Raw genomic sequence first — 17,388 nt, forward strand, 5'->3', positions numbered from 1 at the left:
TAAGGGCAGTTTATTAGCATATGAATGAAGCGGCTCAATTACGCAGCATAATTAAGCAGCACAATTGTATGAAAATACCCCTTATAATTAAAGACGTTTTACTTTTGAAGCTGATGTCGCTTTGACCCGATTTAACTAATTTTCGTAACGTTTCGTACTATTTGCCAAGAATTTGCCAAGATGATTTCTGAATTTGAAATACTCGCAGAAAAGGTCAACCGCTTAGCGGAGCTGACTCAAACCCTGCGCCTGGAAAACGCAGCATTGCGTCGTACAGCAGTTGATCTCGCCTCCGAGAATAAAGATTTGCGTCAACGTGTGCAAGAGGCGCACGGTCGGGTGGAAGCGATTCTTGCTCAATTACCAGCTGATGATATGAAGGATGTAGCATGAGTGAAGCTAAAGCGATTCAAATCGATGTAAACATCATGGGACAATCTTATAAGTTGTCGTGTAAAGAAGGCGAAGACCGTGCGTTGCAGCAAGCAGCTTCTTATTTAGATGAAAAGATGTCCGGTATTCGTGATGCATCTAAAGTAAAAGGCACAGACAGGATCGCTGTCATGGCAGCTTTAAGTATGGCGATTGATTTGCTGGCAACTAAGGCGCACGATGGACCACTCTCAGGTTTGAGTATAGGTGAAGTGAAGCAAAAAATTGTTGCGATGAGTGACATTATTGATCAGGCCTTAACGCCACAAGAAAATCTATTTTAAGCAAGACACTTATTGTTTAATACAATGAAAAATTCAGAAAAAATAATGAGATTTTTCTGAATTCGGAATAAATAAGGAGTAAACTACGTTCTCCTACCGTGTTCGCCAGTGCCATATATTCCTTGAACCATTTATGTGCATAGGCTGTGGAAATTGTTCAATGGCGTGAGCGTCGCTTATGTCCGATGAACCCGATTTGAACTGACCATGGCCGACTTGAACCGCCAGGTTCAGGATGCCGGCATAGCGGCACTGGTGGGAACTAATTTTAGATTGAGATCCAGACAGGGTTTAAGGTTTGTTTGTATTTTCTGTTTGTTTTGTCTTAGAAAAAAGCACTTGTCAATTATTGATAAGTGCTTTTTTTTAGCACTAGATTGAAGCAAAGTAGGCGCAAAAAAATGCGTTCTTGAAAAATTGTTTTCCTTTCTTGTCGTTTAATTTGATATGATTTTGGCGTGAAACTTATGCACGTTTTGTAAAGACGCTAGTACGTAGACTGTGCCCTCTCTATGAGCTTTATCGATTCCTTCATCTAATGAGATTATGAGCATAATGAATGCTACTGATTAGCTTAAGTCTTCGCATCAATTTAGATCTATTTTTTTTGCATACAGAAAGTTCATTTATGAAGATAGCCGGGGTATTTAGATTTAACTGCGCACTTTTGATGCTCACCTTGAGCTCACTGTCTATTTCAAATTCAACTCAAGCCCAGGATCGCGTTAATCGTGCGCCAATGGAAATGAAACAAATAAGTAATTTAAATGATGCCGTTGGTTGGGTTCAAAATAAAGCAGGGCAATGGGAGTCGAAAAAGAAAACTATCCCATGGCGCTTGAATGAGGATCAAAAAATTCTTCATACGGTACCTGAATATGCTTTAGGGATTGATAACTTTGACGAATATGCTTTTTACTTCGCGACCTACGAAGGAAAGCAGTTTGTGATTTTTGCGAAGCACTTTATGGAGGGAAGTTATTATTACCCAAATATTCGCAAGGATTGGCTGCCAAAATATGTTACCGATGCCTATGCTTTTAACATTGAAGAATTGAGTAAACTTAGTAAGTTAAATGATGGAGAAGTTAATCACATTGCAATTGACGCCTTCGATTTTCAGCGCGTAATGTATTCGTCGAAAGCAGCGGAATTAGCTGTTATCGCAAAGACGATAGGGCCGTTGAATCAGAAACCAGAAAAAATTCGACTGTATATCGATGTTCAACCATTTTCTGAAAAGAAAATAACTCGTTTTCAAATCTATAATGACGATAAATCTGGGAATGCATTTCATTACGGTGGCATTCGAGATAACCCTTATGTTGATAGTAAACCCTTGTATGGTTCAGGCTTTGCTAAGTTATTTGAATATTGTTACTATGAATTAGGGTATGACGAGTTTACTAGGTTCTTGCAAACTACATTGAAACTTTTAGCTACCAAGGAGACAAACTAGTGAAATGGTGAATCAAACAACTTGCTTGATTCACCCAAATATCGTTGCCACCTTTCACATTGGCAAAGTAAGTCGTTTCTGTAATTGAGGAAGAGCGCTTGAAGCTATACTTGCACTTTCAACTTTTTGTACAGCATGACTTGCGTTATGTTCCAAATTAAACACTGATAAGGCTTTGACCAAGGTTTTGGTCTGTGCCCTCATGCTTCCTGCAGTAACGGCAGCTTCTTTAGCCAGGTTAGCATTTTTGGATGACCTATCCATTAATGTTACCGCCAAATTTACTTGAATGATTCTAGCCTTATGTTCGCGAGACGCTGACGCTATTTAGTTCATAATGCCACTGATCTGGTTGGGCTAACTCAAAATCTCTTAAATAGCATTCTCAGTTTGGGCAGTGAGGCTAGTGCCAGAGAGAATTTTGTCAACCGAGTTATCAATTAATTGTTCAGTTTCTTTGGCGGGAGCACTGCGTTAAGCCACGCTGCGTACTTCTGAACACTCGACTACAAAGGCACTGCTTTGCTTAACAGCACGAGCAGCTTCTAGCACTGCATTAAGTACCAAAATATCGGTTTGGAATGCAATGCCTTTGATTATGCCTTTAGTATCGATCATGCGTTTTGAATAGAGATTAACTTCTACCGTGATTTCCGCCATTTGTTTGGTAGTGATGTCGCCGTGATTTACGATACGAAGTACGTCGTGCACCATATTTCAGGCGATGTTGGCATTATCTGTATTCTGCTATATTGTCGAAGCATATTCTTCCATGCTCGCAGCAGTTTCTTTTGAAGACGATCCTTGTGATTCTGTTCTGTCAGATAATTCGATATCGCCCGTTGCGAGTTTTTGCGTCGCGATTCGTATTTGCTCTGAATTTTGCAGACGTCATCGACAATGAAATGCAAATTGACCTTAACTTGGCGTAACGTTCTTAATATTTGGTCTTGCTCATAGGTACAATTGGTTTCGATCTTCGCGGTGAGATCGCCGTCTAGCATGAACTCACTAGCTGTATGCGCATGTTGGCTGGGAATGATGGTTGTCACATGGAAACTGTGCCAACGATAAAGAATGTTAAAGAATGCTTGGCCAGTATTAGTTCCATTGCAGTATCGCTAATGAATGGTTTTTCTTTGGAAAAAAGAGTAGGTTGCTCAATATGTTGGCGATTGCCAAAAAGAGTAGGCCAAGGTTCATTTCAATTCGTTAGTTAATGCTGAAATTTATCAGTGATTTGAACTTAGTGAGTGGGTCGGTTAGGGCTCGCCGCATCGACGTAGTTTCACATTGTTGAGATTGCCATTTTTTGAGTCTTTGTAAAGCTGCTCTGCTTCACGTACTTGTGCGATGCTTGGTTTGGTTTGAACCGACATGTAACCTGTTGCTTTGCCATTTTTTACCAGTGGCAGTGTACTATAAGTCAATATACGCCTTCATCAACATCTCAGAATAACGGGTAATGTTTTGTGGTGTGTCGATCAACTCTTCTTCCGTAAAATCACTGACTTCGATGAAATATGGATTTACGTGAGTAATATTGCCTTGTAAGTCAGCGGTTGCAACGATGGAATCGGAATCACTAATAAAATGTTCCATTTGCGTTACTGGCCTGTTTAGTCTTATTTAGAGCTTTCTCTGCCATTGCTATTTGAAATTTTAATTATGAGACAATAGTATTTGGAAGTGAACATCTCTTTGATTTAACCGAGAACTTCAATCCTCGCTCTTTGATGTATTTTGATCGACTACTGGGGCAGGCTGAAAATGCGGGTAGTACTCAGTTTCTCGCGTACTTCAAGTAGGAGGGAGGGGGAAATCTAGAACGATATTTACTTCTGTTCAAACGAGGTTACGCTGACTTAATTTAGGCGTACAGTTCAATTCAAATCTGCTGTCATCTTGAAGTGCCTGAAGTTTTGCGTATTTGATTTAGAGTAAGTTTGATGTTCGGGGTTTGTTACTAAACTGATTTGCACCATAAATTCAAGCAATGACAGTGCAAGAATTGGCTGTGGTCATGTCTTTCAAGACACTGACGGTATAGCCCGAAGGTACTCGCTATTTCTAGAAGTATTTTGGTATTGTTGTTCCGAAGATCCTGTATTAAATAATTAATAGCAAAAATTAGGACTAACAAAACAAGTAAATATGAATTCCGTTAAACTTAGCTGACTAAGTAAATTCGAAAGTCTGCTATGACCGACCAAACGAGAAAATTAAATTCTCCCGATTTAACGACCGTTTTGTTTGCGACGGGATTTGTTCTTACCTTGTCTATGGGCGTGCGTCATGGATTTGGTTTTTGGTTACAGCCTATTTCACAAGAATACCATTGGACGCGCGAGACATTTTCCATGGCTATCGCGATACAAAATTTGATGTGGGGGGTATTTGGTCCATTTGCAGGGATGGCCGCAGACAAATTAGGGACGGCAAAAGTAATTGTAGTTGGGGCGATTTTATTTGCTCTTGGCTTACTTTGGATGGCCCTTGTTAAACAACCTCTGGCATTTATTGCAGGTTCGGGTGTCTTGATAGGCGCTGCGCTAGCCTGTACTACCTTCGGCGTAGTAAGCGGCATCATAGGACGTACTGCGCCAGAATCAAAACGTTCATGGGCTTTTGGCATGTCATCTGCCGCTAGCTCTTTCGGTCAATTCTTTATGATGCCAGTCGATCAGCAATTGATACAACACGCTGGCTGGCAGAATGCCTTGTACGTGCTGGCTGCACTCATGCTAGTGGTGATGTTGCCAATGGCGTGGAAACTACGAGAACCACCGCGCGTAGTAGACAATGGCCCGCAACAAAGCACCATGGAAGCGGTGCGCGAAGCCTTTGCACACAAACCGTTTTTACTTTTGTTGGCTGGTTATTTCGTGTGTGGATTTCAATTGGTATTTATTGGTATGAATATGCCGGCCTATTTGAAAGATAAGGGCATCATCGATCCAAGTGTCGCGGTTATTGCTTTGTCACTAATTGGCTTATTCAATATTTTTGGTTCGTATGGTGCTGGAAAATTGGGTGGCTTGTTTCCCAAACGTTACCTGTTATCGAGCATCTACCTTAGTCGTAGTATCGTAATCGCTTTGTTTGTTCTCGCTCCTTTAAGCGCTTACAGCGTTTACATTTTTGCTGCTGCGATGGGCTTACTTTGGCTGTCGACAGTGCCGCTAACCAATGGTGTTATCGCAGGTATTTTTGGTTTGAAATATCTATCCATGTTGTCTGGCTTCGTCTTCTTCTCGCATCAACTTGGTAGCTTTATTGGTGCCTGGCTAGGCGGATATATGTACACCAAAAATGGCAATTACGACGCGGTCTGGGTGATCGTGATTGGCTTGGGCATTTTCGCCACACTGATTAATCTCCCAATTAACGAAGCTGCAATCGAGCGTGATGCAAAATTAGCTGCGGCCGTTTAAGTAGAATCTCTATGAAACCTACACCAAGAATTCGCCAAGTACTGGTATCGCTCTTTACCATAGCGATATTGATTTTGGTGTTCTTGGCTTATCTACAGCCGACCTTTATTGTAGATCTGGCGAATCGCTATGTGTTTTGTTGATCTTGAAAATTAGATTTGAATGCAATCAAGAATCAGAAATCAGAAATCAGAAGTCAGAAATCAGAAATCAGAAGTCAGAAGTCAGAAATCAGAAATCAGAAATCGAAATAGTCATCCATGTAAGTCCAGCTTGTTTTTCAACATGAATTGTGTCGCCATCGAGACGATACGATAAGTGACAGCAATGGCGCGGATCGGATAACACATTTGGGTTTAAGATCACATAGCAATGGCCAGATGGGTTTCGTACTGAGTTTGTGATTAATCCCGGATGTCCTTCACGATGTAATCTGGTGCCTATTGCTTGTGTGTAGCTATAATCAGTTTTGTGCATCAGGCCTGCTTGGTTTTTGTGGAAAGGGCGTAAATCGAGTAACGCTGCATCGCAGGCGACTGTGTATACCTTGCGTTCGACCTGTACGTTTTTATCTTGAAAACCGGCGTCCACCAATATGCCGCAATACCAGTGATAAGCTGTTTCGTATGCGGTTGTTGTTATGGATTCCGCGCCGTACCAGACCCCGAATTGACCATCAGAATATCGACTCGCCTGCCAACGTTGAAAAGGCCAGGTGATCGCATTAAACCAATGCGCGTCTTCAAATGGGCGGTGGATGATAGGTGTTGCGGATATAAACGTTGGCGGTTTTACTTCATCTTCCACTTGCTGTGCCAAGGCCCAATCTTCTGGGGCGTCACTTAAATCATCGAACAGATCCTGTGAGATTTGTAGTGAGACGATATTTCGAAAAACGTTTTCATGAACATCATGGAGTTTTACTTTGGAAAATAAAGAGTGCATGTGAGCGGTATTTCAAATGAGGGAGGGAAAATTTGTTGCAAAAAACAAGTTTGAAAAGCTACATCCCACGAGCACGATCAAGATATGAGCGCACCATCAACAGCCCGGTAAATCCCCATTCACGAACGACATGCACTGGAGATAGATTATCGAAAGCGCGGTTGCGGGTCGTCATCCAACAATAAGCCAGCTCACGATTTTGCGGGAATAGAAGTCGCAAATTCTTGTGAATGCCAAGTAAATGGCCGACGCGTTCATATTGATCGCGATTAGTTCCTATTGCTTCGCCTTTACGATAACGTGTCAAGGTAGCGCGATTGCTGGCAGCAATGCCCAGTAAAGCTGCTTGATCTTCGGTAGATAATTGCCAGTGATCCATTAAAGTCATCACCATCTTAGCCAAGGCGCCACGATCTTCAGACGCGGGAATATGCGGTTCTGGATGGCGTAATAGGATAGACATTGATGTGCTCCTGCCTCAAAAAGAAGTTAAAGTCAAAAATAAGAATAGATAAGCTACTATAGCACTTCGTTTTGATAGAAACAAATTTTGTTTCATAAAGTACGTTTTTTTCATTGGTCACATTATTTTTTTCGTATGCTAATGCTTAGTTCGAGTTGGTGATGTGAACCATATCGTGCTCTTTCTCGATACTGAATTCGCTATAATTGGCCTTTAGAAGTTCCTAACGTGAAGAAGCGCTCGTTTAAACTTAGTCGATTTTTTTCTGTCTTGTTTGGAGTATTTAATGAAATACTGGTTAATGAAATCAGAACCTAGCGAAGTCAGTATTGACGATGCTTTACGGATAGGTGCGGCTCCTTGGTTTGGCGTGCGTAACTATCAGGCGCGGAATTTTATGCGCGATCAAATGCAGCTTGGTGACGGGGTTTTGTTTTATCACTCTAGCTGCGACGAGCCTGGCGTGGTCGGAATTGCGGAAATCGCTAGTACAGCTTATCCGGATGCAACGCAGTTTGATACCAAGAGTCATTATTACGATCCTAAGGCGACCGTAGAAAATCCGCGCTGGATTTTAGTGGATGTGAAAGCAATTCGTAAAACGCGCATATTGAGTTTGACAGAAATGCGAGCCAACGAAGATTTGGCGAGTATGGTGGTGCTGCAGAAAGGGAGCCGTTTGTCGATTACTCCCGTGACTGCAGCCGAATGGAAAGCGGTAGTGAAACTCTTGGATAAAAAGTAAAATTTAATTTTGAAACTGTTGCCTGAGCACGTTTTTCTGTACTTTCCCCATTGTGTTTCTTGGCAATTCATCGATGAAGAAAATCTGCTTAGGTACTTTGAAATTGGCGATTTGTGATTTCAAACGTGTGATAACCGAAGCCGCGTCGAGCTTCGCTGCCTTCTTTAACACAAGCACCGCGCAAACTGCTTCACCAAAATCTGCATGTGCTAGACCGATAACGGCAGATTCTGAAACTTCAGGCATTTCGTCAATCACGCTTTCGATTTCTTTTGGGTAGACATTATAGCCACCTGAAATGATTAGATCTTTGCTGCGCCCGACGATGCTGAGATAGCCGTCACGATCAAATTTTCCGACATCGCCGGTGCGAAAAAAGCCATCGTCAGTAAATTCTTCCGCGGTTTTTTCGGGCATGCGCCAATAGCCTTGAAAGACATTAGGGCCTTTGACTTGTATAACACCAATTTCTTCAACGCCTGCTAAGTTTCCTAGGGTGTTCAGTACGCGTACATCGACACCTGGCAAGGGCAGTCCGACCGTGCCAGCTTTTCGTTCTCCTTCATAAGGATTGGAAACCAACATGGTAGTTTCGCTCATGCCATAGCGCTCTAAGATGTTGTGACCGCTACGTTGTTTGAAATCATGGAAGGTTTCCATCAGCAGTGGGGCGGAGCCTGAGATAAACAGGCGCATATTGGCACATAGGTCTCGGTTGAAACTGCTGTCTTGTAAGAGGCGCACATAGTAGGTTGGTACGCCCATCATTACAGTGGATTGCGGCAGAAAATGAAGCACTTGATCCGTATCGAACTTCGGCAGAAAAATCATCTTGCTGCCATTTAAGAGCGCCCCATGTGAGGCGACAAATAAACCGTGGACATGGAATAAAGGCAGGGCATGCAACAAGACGTCGCCATCTTGCCAAGCCCACGCATCTTTTAGCACTTTTGCGTTAGAAGCGAGATTGTCGTGACTTAACATCGCGCCTTTGCTACGACCGGTCGTACCCGATGTGTATAGTATGGCCGCCAGATCGTTGGCTTGACTTTGAACGGTAGTGAATTGATCTGACATGAGCGCGGCGCGATCCAACAGACTGCCACGATTGTTTCCACGTGTTGGTGCATCTAAGGTGAACACATGTTGACTACCTGCTCGAAAGGCGATTTGAGAAACCCACCCAAAATTTTGCGGGGAACACACGACGAGTTCTGGTGCAGCATCTTGCACAAAGTAAGAAATTTCTGCGTGTTGATAGGCGGTGTTTAATGGAAGAAATACATAACCGGCACGTAGTGTTGCGAGATATAAAATCAAGGCTTCTGGCGATTTTTCGACTTGTACTGCGATTCTTGCGCCAGCGCTTAAATGTAAACTGCATAGCAAATTCGCCAACTTTGCGCTGGCACGCTCTATATCTAGCCAACTGTAGTAGCGTTGATCATGGGTTTCTATGCAGCAGCGGTTGAGGTCGGAAGGGAAATTTTTTGCGAAGAGTGCGTAAAGATTGGCGTTCATAGTGAATCGTTGGTACTAAGTTAATGCTACTAGATCATTATTTTCCAGTGAACTCAGGCGTTTTCTTAGCCAGAAAGCCAAGTATGCCTTCTTGATAGTCATTGGTTTCGAGGAAGGAAAATGCTTCAAGCTGCTCCTGCTGATTAAGTGGCTCAGGAACGAAACTGAGGCGACGAATAACTTTCTTATTGATACGAGCAGCTAGTGGCGCGCCACTAGCGATTCTTTCTGCTGTCTCTAAAGCTTCTGCGGGGACGTTATCTGAGAGCCGTTGTACCAAGCCCTTATTTTTCGCCTCTATGGCATTTAAAATTCGGCCTTCCAATAAAATCTCAAGTGTGACCGCCTTGCCGACTAAGGACAGCAGGCTTTGCATTTCTTGAGGTGCTAAAGGAAAGCCTAGTTTATTCGTGGGAATGCCAAAGCGTGAATTAGGTGCGGCAATCCGAATGTCGCACGAGATGGCGATTTCTAAACCACCGCCAACGCACACGCCTTCAATGGCGGCAATCACAGGGTGCTGGCATTCAGCAATGGCTTTAAGTGCAGCCGCGATCACCTGGTTGTGATAGCGCATACCATCCGCTAACGTATTTCTTACCGTGGCAAATTCCTGGACATCAGCACCCGCGGCAAAATTACGATTCGCGCCACGGATAATCACGCAGCGTAATTCAGTATTTTGATCAAGAGCGATGAAATGCTTGGTCAGGAGACCCCACATACCCATGTTGATAGCATTGAGCCGATCAGGGTTAGAGATCGTAACGTAGGCGATTTTGCCGACAATCTCACATTGGATTTCACCCTGTATTTCGTCGGGGGCGTCAGCATCCATCCCATTTTGAGTATGGTACATTGTTGTCTCCTGTTTTTATTCTGAAAAGCTCAGACAATGACAAGAACCGCGCTAATTATTCATGTTTAGAGATCCATCCATCTACAATGCTTAGAGCGATGATCTGTAATCAGTAACCTACTAATTTCCCGCTCATAGGTAAATCGCAAGTGGCTGGTACAAGTTCTATTTTTAGTCTCTTTAATTACACTTTATCGCATACTAAGCTACTCTTAGCTTACTTCGTCTTTTTTCTTTTTGGCTTCTCTTGAGCGGGTAAGTCGATCTTGGGTTCAAATTTATTCGCATAGGCTAGCCAGAGCAATAACAGACCGCCAAGTATCATGGGCAAAGATAACATTTGTCCCGCTGAAATTGTCATACCTAGCAAATTGACTTCATAGTCTGGCGTGCGGAAATATTCAGTGAAGAAACGTGCGCAGCCGTAAAGGCAGACGAATAATGCACCTACTGCTAACGCTGGACGAGCTTTGCGAGCGTAAATCCAAACTAAAATAAATAGCAAAAGGCCATCGACCAGTGCTTGATAAAGCGGTGAGGGGTGAACTGGATCGGCGATGCCGGGCCATTTCATCGCCCAAGGCAAATTACTGGTTACAACGCGGCCGGGCAATTCATGATTAATGAAGTTACCAATGCGTCCCGCTGCATAACCCAGTGGAACCAACGGGGCGATAAAATCATACACATGGGCCAGCGGCATTTTTGAGTTGCGCGCCCATAACCACATCGCGAACAACACGCCGATAAAACCACCATGAAACGACATGCCGCCTTTCCACACCATGAAGATTTCTAATGGATTGGCCAGATAGTAAGAAAGGTTGTAAAACACGACTTCACCCAAGCGGCCGCCAAGTACGACGCCTAACACACCATAGAACAGCATGTCGTCTATATGTTCTTTGGTCCAGCCAAGTGCTGCGATATGGTTTTGGCGTAAGCGCAATCGGCCTAATGCGACAAATTGTGCAAAAGCGACCAAATACATGATCCCGTACCAATGTATGTTGATGAAGCCGAGTCGAATAGCGACCGGGTCGAAGTTGGGATGTTCCAGCATAATGAATTCTATAAAAGATCTAAAAAAGCCTGCAGTACAGGCGAAGGGTTATCTTTGCGCCAGGCGACGCCTATTTCTATGCCCGGGTGGTTCTGATTGAGCGGATAGTAAGTCACGCCAGGACGCTTTAAATTAGACACAGATTCTGGCACCAAAGCCATACCCATTGCTGCAGAAACCAATGCAATTATGGTTTGCATTTGTATGGCTTCTTGCGACACGATCGGTGTCAAGCCAGCGTTACCGAAGCAAGACAAGATACTGTCATGCAGAGCCGGCGCAATTTTGCGCGGAAAAAGTATTAAAGGCAAATCTTTATACGTCGCTAATTCGTTTGGATTGTCACGTTGCGCTTCAGATTCTGGAATCGCTAAAATCAGTGCTTCACTGCGCACTTTCTTGTAATGAATTTGATTGCTCAAAGCGCTAGGAATAGGCGGAATCAAGAAACCCAGATCAATTTCAGATTTTTCAAGCAAGACTAGTTGCTTATCGCTGGTGGCTTCGTTTAATTCGATTTTGACAGCATGGTGATCTTGTCGGAATTTGCGGAGCGCAGGTGGCAAAATACTGTAGTCTGCAATTGAAATAAATGCGATGCGTAGTTCTCCTGTTTGTCCGCTGGACGCACGTTTAACAATGTCGGGAAGCAGCTCAGCTTGCGCCAATAGACGTTTAGCTTCTGGTAATAGCGCTCTGCCGGCAGCACTTAATTGAATCTGCCTGGTTGTACGTATGAAGAGTTGCACCTCCAGTTGCGCTTCCAATCCCTGTATTGATTGAGACAGCGGCGGCTGGGTCATATGCAAGCGAAGTGCAGCGCGGCCGAAATGCTGCTCCTCAGCGACCGCTACAAAGTATCTGAGTTGACGCAGTTCTATCTGCATGACTTGATATGAAAGCTCATCGACTCAACGAAAAGATAATTGAAATAATATAAAAGGTCATTGAAAAGGCTAGGGGGTTTGAAGTCTATTTTTTTTTGCCTTCTTTGAAGCTTCGTTTCATGCGCTCTGCGTGCATTTTTTTATGATGCATGTCATCTTTACGCTTGTCTAGTCCAAACATACGTTCTAAAAATTCAAACCAGATAAATGCTGCGAATGCAAGGCCATTGATCCACCACCATGACACTTGTTCCATAAAACTTACTTCCAAAAGTTTTAGCGCATAGAGGATAACGATAGGAATAATCAGGAACATAGTTTAACAATCTTCAGTGAATGATAGAACTGCGACGGCTTAGATCTTGGGAGTGTTCATCATAGGCACAATCTCGATTTAGGTCAACCAAGCGAAATTTAGCCACGTTGGAGGACTCGGGCTATCGCAAAAAGCGGTAAAATATTTAAACCTCAAATTTAACTAGGAGATTTTAATGAAAACAGCACTCATGATGATTGGCAGCGTAGCTTTGTTGGTATCTGGTTCTGCAATGGCAAGTGCGGATTTGGCCAAGGCAAAAAATTGTATGACTTGTCATAGCGTTGATAATAAAATCTTAGGCCCAGCATTTAAAGACGTGGCAAAAAAATATGCGGGCGATAAAACCGCAGAAGCTAAATTGATTACCAAAGTCATGAAAGGCGGTAGCGGCGTTTGGGGTGCTGTTCCCATGCCAGCGAATGCACAAGTGTCTCCGGCAGAAGCGAAGACTTTAGTAACTTGGATCTTGTCTGTGAAGTGAATTGGGCATATATAGGAAAAAGCTCGGCGTGCCGAGCTTTTTTATTTGTCGTGCTATTTGAAGCTGATTTTGTTCAAACCGTGCTTCGACTAAACAAAGTTTCTCATTATTATGGCTAAATTTCATACGCTTGATAAAGTAGATCGTAAACTACTGAATTTACTGCAGAAGGATAATCAGACTGCGACACGTGTTTTGGCAGAAAAATTGCACATCTCGCAACCGACCTGTTTGCGCCGAATTAAGGCTTTGCGTGACGCTGGTGTGATTAGTGCTGATGTCGCTATGGTAGATCCATTTTCTCTTGGCTATGGCATGCTTGCTTTCCTTGAGATATCTTTAGCAAATCAGTCAGACGAACATATGCGAGATTTTGAAGCCTGTATGAATCACGAGCCTGAGGTAATGCAGTGCTATTTCGTATCAGGTGAGATTGATTACTTTTTGGTCATTCATGTCGTTGATATGGAGGCGTACTACCAGTTTGTACGCCGTGCTATTTCAGGCTCCGGAAATGTGCGTCATTTCCATTCGCGCTTTCCTATGAAACGGGCAAAATTTTCTACCCGGATCGCGTTCGACGAAAAAATGCCGGAGTTATCGGTACGAGTTGCTAAATAGTTACTGCATCAAGAGCGCAAGCTTTAGCGCGGAAGGTAAGTCCTATCTTAGGATTTATGACTCTTTAATTTAGTCAATTCTTGAGCTACAGCGCGGGTAATAACTTCTTCCAAGCTTTGGCGCAGACCTGCACGGATATCATCAGCGAGTTGATCAACGGCACTTTGTAAGACTTCAGCGAGACTGTCACGCACTCTGTGTTCGAGCACGAAATCGACACGCGCCAAAACCTGGCGCAGCACGTTCTCCCGTACTGTTTGTTCCATTTGTTGAAATACGTCGGCACTCATTTCACTGTTGTCGAGACTTGCTGGAATGTCGTCTTTAACTGCGCTTACGAGCTTTACTTGACTGACAGGCAAGGGTGCTGAAGTTATGGGGTTTTGAGTTTGCATTGCCTTTGGGGTTACGGAGGTATTTGTTATTGCAGGGAGGGGCAAGGCACTTTTGATTTCCGGTGCGGCTGGACGCAATGGCGGCACCGTAGTGCTTTGAGCCGGTTTGGCAACTACGTGCTTACTCTCACCGCTAGTTGGCGTTACTGTTGTCGGTTCTATGATCTCCGTTAAAACGGGAATGCTGGAATCTATTTGATCATTCATGATGCTGTCGCGACAGTGTGTGAGGGCCTAATGCCCTGCTGTTGATAGAGACGAAAGCGTTGACGCCCAGCGTCGGCGTCTTGTGCTTCGCTTGAAATAATTTCGATGACGCGTTGAAAATTTTGGAATCCATCTGGCAATGATTGGCTAAGATTAATTAACAAGTCTTGATGCGGCAATGCCCTATTGAGATCAGAGGCAATTAGCACGGGTGTTTGTGCCGCCAAGGGATCTTCGATGAGTACATGCGGTAAAAAATCAGTCGCAGAAAAATCCCATAGTGCCTTATTTAAAATCTGTGCTTGCTCCGCATTTTGACTCAGCACCAGAATTTGACAATCTGCTGCACGTGCTTTTCTGATAAGGCGGCAGGTGTAGTGAATTTTGTCGCTTACCTGGCTGTGAAAATCAACTCTGGTCATATTTATTTATTCACACTTTGTTCATTTAATTAGATTTAAGCAAACCAGATTTCATCCGTGCGGCTGAGTTGCGCGCACGTACTTCACAATTAAAAACGAATACCTGTAGGTGACGCGGTTCTGGGCTTTACTTGTTCGCTTGGCTTTTCCGTTTTTTCTTTGTTTTCAGTTGGTGCTGGCGGGGCGGCCGGCTCTGGTGCTGGATAACGATAATCTTTTGGAAGTATGCTCGTTTCTGGGTAACCAGCTGTACTCAAGGCAGTACGCCATTCGATACCATCAAAACCAGCAAATTTTGCGCGACCGACTAGCATTAGTGGTAATTGTGTATCACCACTGACCTGACGGAGTTTCTCAACATCGTCTTTAGTGTCTATAGTTTTTTCTACGAAAGGAATGCCATTTTGTTTCAGCATCGCGCGCGCTTCATTGCATGCAGCACATGGGGTGCTAGAGACCGTAGCGAAAAGTGTTACCGGATTTTTGCGTACAGCAACTTCTAGATCAGGAGGGTATTTAACACTTGGTTGCTGCCCCGCACCGTCCATCGATTTGCTGACGAGTTTTTTTGCATTTGCTGGCGGTGGGGTGTCGCTATAGACCATTTTTCCGTCGGGGCCTATCCATTTGTATGTTTGCGCTTGGGCTAGGCTGGTGAGAGATGCCAAGCTTACCATAGCAAAAATGCCCAGCGTAAGTTGCAGACGATTTGGCTTTGTGAAAGTCGATTGTTTAACGGTGATTTGCATTGCGATAATCTCCAAAGCAATTATTTATTGATTCATGCCATTATGGCGCAATAAGGCGTCAATAGATGGTTTTCTGCCACGAAATGCAACAAAGGATTCGAGTGCAGGACGCGAGCCGCCCATTTCCAAAATCTCGGTTTGGAAAGCTTGACCGATAGTACGAGAGAGGCTGCTACCTTCGGTTTTTGCGACTTCTTCAAATGCTGCATAAGCATCAGCCGACAGGACTTCTGCCCACTTGTAACTAAAATACCCAGCGGAATAACCACCTGAAAAAATATGGCCGAATGAATGTTGAAAGCGATTGAACACCGGCGGTTGTATGACCGAGACCTGGTCTCTGACTTGCTGTAGAACTTGAGCAACGCTAAGATTGGCAGCACGCGAACTGCCATCATGCAGACGCATATCAAACAAGGCGAATTCGACTTGACGTAAAGTTTGTAATCCTGACTGGAAGTTTTTAGCGGCAATCATTTTGTCGTACAGGCTGTGTGGTAAATGTTCAGCTGTATCGATATGCGCTGTCATTTGTTTTAAAACATCCCATTCCCAGCAGAAGTTTTCCATGAATTGCGATGGCAATTCCACCGCATCCCATTCGACTCCAGAAATGCCAGAAACGGAAATGTCATCGACCTTCGTCAGTAATTGATGCAGACCATGTCCAAATTCATGGAATAGAGTGATCACTTCGTCGTGGGTAAATGTGGCGGGTTTCGTCAGGCCATCCACCACGACCGGGGCATTAAAGTTACAAGTTAAGTAGACTACCGGGGTTTGAACACCGTTCGCTTTACGGCAACGTGCGCGCGCATCATCCATCCAGGCACCGCCTTGTTTGGCTGCGCGTGCGTACAGATCTACGTAAAATTGTCCGACCAGTTCTCCATCACGCTCGACGCGATAAAATTTCACATCTGGATGCCAGGTCGCTGCGCTATCGCTTCTAATAGTCACCGCAAACAGCGTTTGAATGACATTAAATAATCCAGCGACGACTTTGTGCTCAGGGAAATATTGTTTTACTTCTTGCTCAGAAAACGCATAGCGTTGTTCACGCAATTTTTCAGAAATGAAGGTGGTGTCCCACGCTTGCAAGTCTGCAATGCCAAACTGGTCTTTGGCGAATTGATGTAGTTCAATCAAATCCTTTTCGGCGTAAGGTTTGGCCTTATTCGCCAGATCCAATAAAAAGCTTTCGACTTGCGTTGCGCTCTCAGCCATTTTCGGCAACAACGATACTTCGGCGAAATTCTGGTAACCGAGCAATTCAGCTTCTTCTTGGCGCAGGCTTAGTAATTCGTCGATGATGCTTGTATTATCCCATTCAGGATGACCACCCAGCTCCGATGCTTTTGTCGCATTTGCGCGATAAATGGTTTCACGAAGCTTACGGTTTTCCGCATATTGTAGGAGCGGAAAATAAGAGGGAAAATGGAGGCTGAATTGATAGCCCGTTTTACCATCTTGTTCTGCCGCCTGTTTAGCAGCCTGTAAAACTTCTTCCGGCAAACCTTTAAGTTCCGTAACGTCGGTGATCAATAATTTGTAATCATTGGTTGCGTCTAGAACATTTTCAGAAAATTTGGTCGACAGGGCAGCTAGTTTTTCTTGTACTTCAGCGTAGCGCTTCTTTTTGTCGTCAGCCAGCTCTGCACCGCCAAGTTTGAAATCACGTAAGGCATTGCTAATGATTTTTTTGCGGGCAGGACTTAATGTTGCGTAGTCTGTGCTCGTATTTAAGGCTTTGTAGTGTTGAAATAAATGTAGATTTTGACCAAGCTCAGTCCAAAATTCAGTGACCTTAGGTTGGTTCTCATTGTAGGACGCACGCAGTTCAGGCGTATCACGTACTGAATTAAGATGACTAACGATGCCCCAAGCGCGTCCCAGTTTTTCAGTCGCTGTTTCTAGGGGTGTGACGAAATTATCCCATTGAATATTCGCAATTGGGCCTTCAAATTGGGTTACCACTGCGCGACATTCCGTCAGCAAAATATCAATCGCTGGGCTGACATGCTCAGGCACAATCTGATCGAAATGCGGCAAGTCGCTAAAGTCGAGCAGGGGATTCACTGGAGTCATCATTTCGGTCATCT

The 17,388-nt window shown here is 44.0% G+C and carries 22 protein-coding genes and 1 other RNA gene; 9 read left to right on the top strand and 14 right to left on the bottom strand.

Annotated elements, in window-relative coordinates; all coding sequences use genetic code 11:
- Positions 1 to 180: 180 nt before the first annotated feature.
- The 4 genes from ACO0KZ_RS08135 to ACO0KZ_RS08150 all read left to right on the top strand — a co-directional run bounded on the left by ACO0KZ_RS08135 (position 181) and on the right by ACO0KZ_RS08150 (position 2,175).
- Complete coding sequence (locus ACO0KZ_RS08135; RefSeq protein WP_422994554.1) at positions 181 to 393, top strand: DUF904 domain-containing protein; 213 nt, start codon at positions 181 to 183, stop codon at positions 391 to 393.
- Positions 390 to 716, top strand: coding sequence for a cell division protein ZapA (locus ACO0KZ_RS08140; protein ID WP_422994556.1), 327 nt, complete (start codon positions 390 to 392; stop codon positions 714 to 716). The genes ACO0KZ_RS08135 and ACO0KZ_RS08140 overlap by 4 nt, the downstream gene beginning before the upstream one ends.
- 87 nt (positions 717 to 803) lie before the next feature.
- Positions 804 to 982, top strand: a non-coding RNA gene (gene ssrS / locus ACO0KZ_RS08145) — 6S RNA.
- Positions 983 to 1,275: 293 nt separating this feature from the next.
- Complete coding sequence (locus ACO0KZ_RS08150) at positions 1,276 to 2,175, top strand: hypothetical protein (protein ID WP_422994558.1); 900 nt, start codon at positions 1,276 to 1,278, stop codon at positions 2,173 to 2,175.
- Positions 2,176 to 2,649: 474 nt separating this feature from the next.
- Here ACO0KZ_RS08150 and ACO0KZ_RS08155 read toward each other — a convergent pair whose 3' ends face one another.
- From ACO0KZ_RS08155 to ACO0KZ_RS08165, 3 genes are all read right to left on the bottom strand, one after another.
- On the bottom strand, positions 2,650 to 2,889 hold the full coding sequence (locus tag ACO0KZ_RS08155; RefSeq protein WP_422994560.1) for a methyl-accepting chemotaxis protein: 240 nt from the start codon (positions 2,887 to 2,889) through the stop codon (positions 2,650 to 2,652).
- A gap of 548 nt (positions 2,890 to 3,437) precedes the next feature.
- Positions 3,438 to 3,605: a hypothetical protein gene (locus ACO0KZ_RS08160; RefSeq protein ID WP_422994562.1), complete on the bottom strand. Its 168-nt coding sequence runs from the start codon at positions 3,603 to 3,605 to the stop codon at positions 3,438 to 3,440.
- The gene (locus tag ACO0KZ_RS08165; RefSeq protein ID WP_422994564.1) at positions 3,595 to 3,777 is read right to left on the bottom strand and encodes a hypothetical protein; all 183 of its coding nucleotides are present in this window, start codon (positions 3,775 to 3,777) and stop codon (positions 3,595 to 3,597) included. Before ACO0KZ_RS08165 ends, ACO0KZ_RS08160 begins: the two co-directional genes overlap by 11 nt.
- A 599-nt stretch (positions 3,778 to 4,376) precedes the next feature.
- Here ACO0KZ_RS08165 and ACO0KZ_RS08170 point away from each other — a divergent pair.
- Both ACO0KZ_RS08170 and ACO0KZ_RS08175 read left to right on the top strand, forming a co-directional pair.
- The gene (locus ACO0KZ_RS08170; RefSeq protein ID WP_422994566.1) at positions 4,377 to 5,609 is read left to right on the top strand and encodes an MFS transporter; all 1,233 of its coding nucleotides are present in this window, start codon (positions 4,377 to 4,379) and stop codon (positions 5,607 to 5,609) included.
- An 11-nt stretch (positions 5,610 to 5,620) separates the two neighbouring features.
- On the top strand, positions 5,621 to 5,752 hold the full coding sequence (locus ACO0KZ_RS08175) for a hypothetical protein (RefSeq protein WP_422994568.1): 132 nt from the start codon (positions 5,621 to 5,623) through the stop codon (positions 5,750 to 5,752).
- Between the two features lie 88 nt (positions 5,753 to 5,840).
- On the opposite strand, the gene ACO0KZ_RS08180 is transcribed toward ACO0KZ_RS08175, so the two are convergent.
- Both ACO0KZ_RS08180 and ACO0KZ_RS08185 read right to left on the bottom strand, forming a co-directional pair.
- Entirely contained in the window at positions 5,841 to 6,554 is a 714-nt protein-coding gene (locus ACO0KZ_RS08180; protein ID WP_422994570.1) for an RES family NAD+ phosphorylase, read from the bottom strand.
- A 58-nt stretch (positions 6,555 to 6,612) separates the two neighbouring features.
- The gene (locus ACO0KZ_RS08185) at positions 6,613 to 7,017 is read right to left on the bottom strand and encodes an MbcA/ParS/Xre antitoxin family protein (RefSeq protein ID WP_422994572.1); all 405 of its coding nucleotides are present in this window, start codon (positions 7,015 to 7,017) and stop codon (positions 6,613 to 6,615) included.
- 286 nt (positions 7,018 to 7,303) lie between these two features.
- On the opposite strand from ACO0KZ_RS08185, the gene ACO0KZ_RS08190 reads away from it, so the two are divergent.
- A complete protein-coding gene (locus tag ACO0KZ_RS08190) occupies positions 7,304 to 7,762 on the top strand; it encodes an EVE domain-containing protein (RefSeq protein WP_422994574.1) in 459 nt (152 codons plus the stop codon).
- A 3-nt stretch (positions 7,763 to 7,765) separates the two neighbouring features.
- Here the strand turns inward: ACO0KZ_RS08190 and ACO0KZ_RS08195 are convergent, their stop codons facing one another.
- The 5 genes from ACO0KZ_RS08195 to ACO0KZ_RS08215 form a co-directional block, all read right to left on the bottom strand.
- Positions 7,766 to 9,283, bottom strand: a complete 1,518-nt coding sequence (locus ACO0KZ_RS08195; protein ID WP_422994576.1) for a malonate--CoA ligase — start codon at positions 9,281 to 9,283, stop codon at positions 7,766 to 7,768.
- 37 nt (positions 9,284 to 9,320) lie between these two features.
- On the bottom strand, positions 9,321 to 10,142 hold the full coding sequence (locus tag ACO0KZ_RS08200) for an enoyl-CoA hydratase/isomerase family protein (protein ID WP_422994578.1): 822 nt from the start codon (positions 10,140 to 10,142) through the stop codon (positions 9,321 to 9,323).
- Between the two features lie 217 nt (positions 10,143 to 10,359).
- On the bottom strand, positions 10,360 to 11,205 hold the full coding sequence (lgt, locus tag ACO0KZ_RS08205; protein ID WP_422994580.1) for a prolipoprotein diacylglyceryl transferase: 846 nt from the start codon (positions 11,203 to 11,205) through the stop codon (positions 10,360 to 10,362).
- Between the two features lie 8 nt (positions 11,206 to 11,213).
- Positions 11,214 to 12,092, bottom strand: a complete 879-nt coding sequence (locus tag ACO0KZ_RS08210; RefSeq protein ID WP_422994582.1) for a LysR family transcriptional regulator — start codon at positions 12,090 to 12,092, stop codon at positions 11,214 to 11,216.
- 85 nt (positions 12,093 to 12,177) lie between these two features.
- Entirely contained in the window at positions 12,178 to 12,408 is a 231-nt protein-coding gene (locus ACO0KZ_RS08215; protein WP_422994584.1) for a TIGR04438 family Trp-rich protein, read from the bottom strand.
- Between the two features lie 175 nt (positions 12,409 to 12,583).
- On the opposite strand from ACO0KZ_RS08215, the gene ACO0KZ_RS08220 reads away from it, so the two are divergent.
- Together ACO0KZ_RS08220 and ACO0KZ_RS08225 are read left to right on the top strand one after the other, a co-directional pair.
- Positions 12,584 to 12,892 carry a c-type cytochrome gene (locus ACO0KZ_RS08220; RefSeq protein ID WP_422994586.1) on the top strand — a complete coding sequence of 103 codons (309 nt, stop codon included), beginning with the start codon at positions 12,584 to 12,586 and terminating at the stop codon, positions 12,890 to 12,892.
- Between the two features lie 111 nt (positions 12,893 to 13,003).
- Positions 13,004 to 13,513 carry an Lrp/AsnC family transcriptional regulator gene (locus ACO0KZ_RS08225; RefSeq protein WP_314859410.1) on the top strand — a complete coding sequence of 170 codons (510 nt, stop codon included), beginning with the start codon at positions 13,004 to 13,006 and terminating at the stop codon, positions 13,511 to 13,513.
- Positions 13,514 to 13,560: 47 nt separating this feature from the next.
- Here the strand turns inward: ACO0KZ_RS08225 and ACO0KZ_RS08230 are convergent, their stop codons facing one another.
- The 4 genes from ACO0KZ_RS08230 to ACO0KZ_RS08245 all read right to left on the bottom strand — a co-directional run bounded on the left by ACO0KZ_RS08230 (position 13,561) and on the right by ACO0KZ_RS08245 (position 17,386).
- The gene (locus ACO0KZ_RS08230; protein WP_422994589.1) at positions 13,561 to 14,115 is read right to left on the bottom strand and encodes a hypothetical protein; all 555 of its coding nucleotides are present in this window, start codon (positions 14,113 to 14,115) and stop codon (positions 13,561 to 13,563) included.
- Positions 14,112 to 14,537, bottom strand: a complete 426-nt coding sequence (locus ACO0KZ_RS08235) for a DNA polymerase III subunit chi (protein WP_422994591.1) — start codon at positions 14,535 to 14,537, stop codon at positions 14,112 to 14,114. Before ACO0KZ_RS08235 ends, ACO0KZ_RS08230 begins: the two co-directional genes overlap by 4 nt.
- A gap of 89 nt (positions 14,538 to 14,626) precedes the next feature.
- Positions 14,627 to 15,286: a glutaredoxin family protein gene (locus ACO0KZ_RS08240; RefSeq protein WP_422994593.1), complete on the bottom strand. Its 660-nt coding sequence runs from the start codon at positions 15,284 to 15,286 to the stop codon at positions 14,627 to 14,629.
- Between the two features lie 24 nt (positions 15,287 to 15,310).
- Complete coding sequence (locus ACO0KZ_RS08245) at positions 15,311 to 17,386, bottom strand: M3 family metallopeptidase (protein ID WP_422994595.1); 2,076 nt, start codon at positions 17,384 to 17,386, stop codon at positions 15,311 to 15,313.
- Positions 17,387 to 17,388: the final 2 nt, after the last annotated feature.

It is taken from the genome of Undibacterium sp. Di24W (assembly GCF_049340325.1).
Classification (GTDB): domain Bacteria; phylum Pseudomonadota; class Gammaproteobacteria; order Burkholderiales; family Burkholderiaceae_D; genus Undibacterium.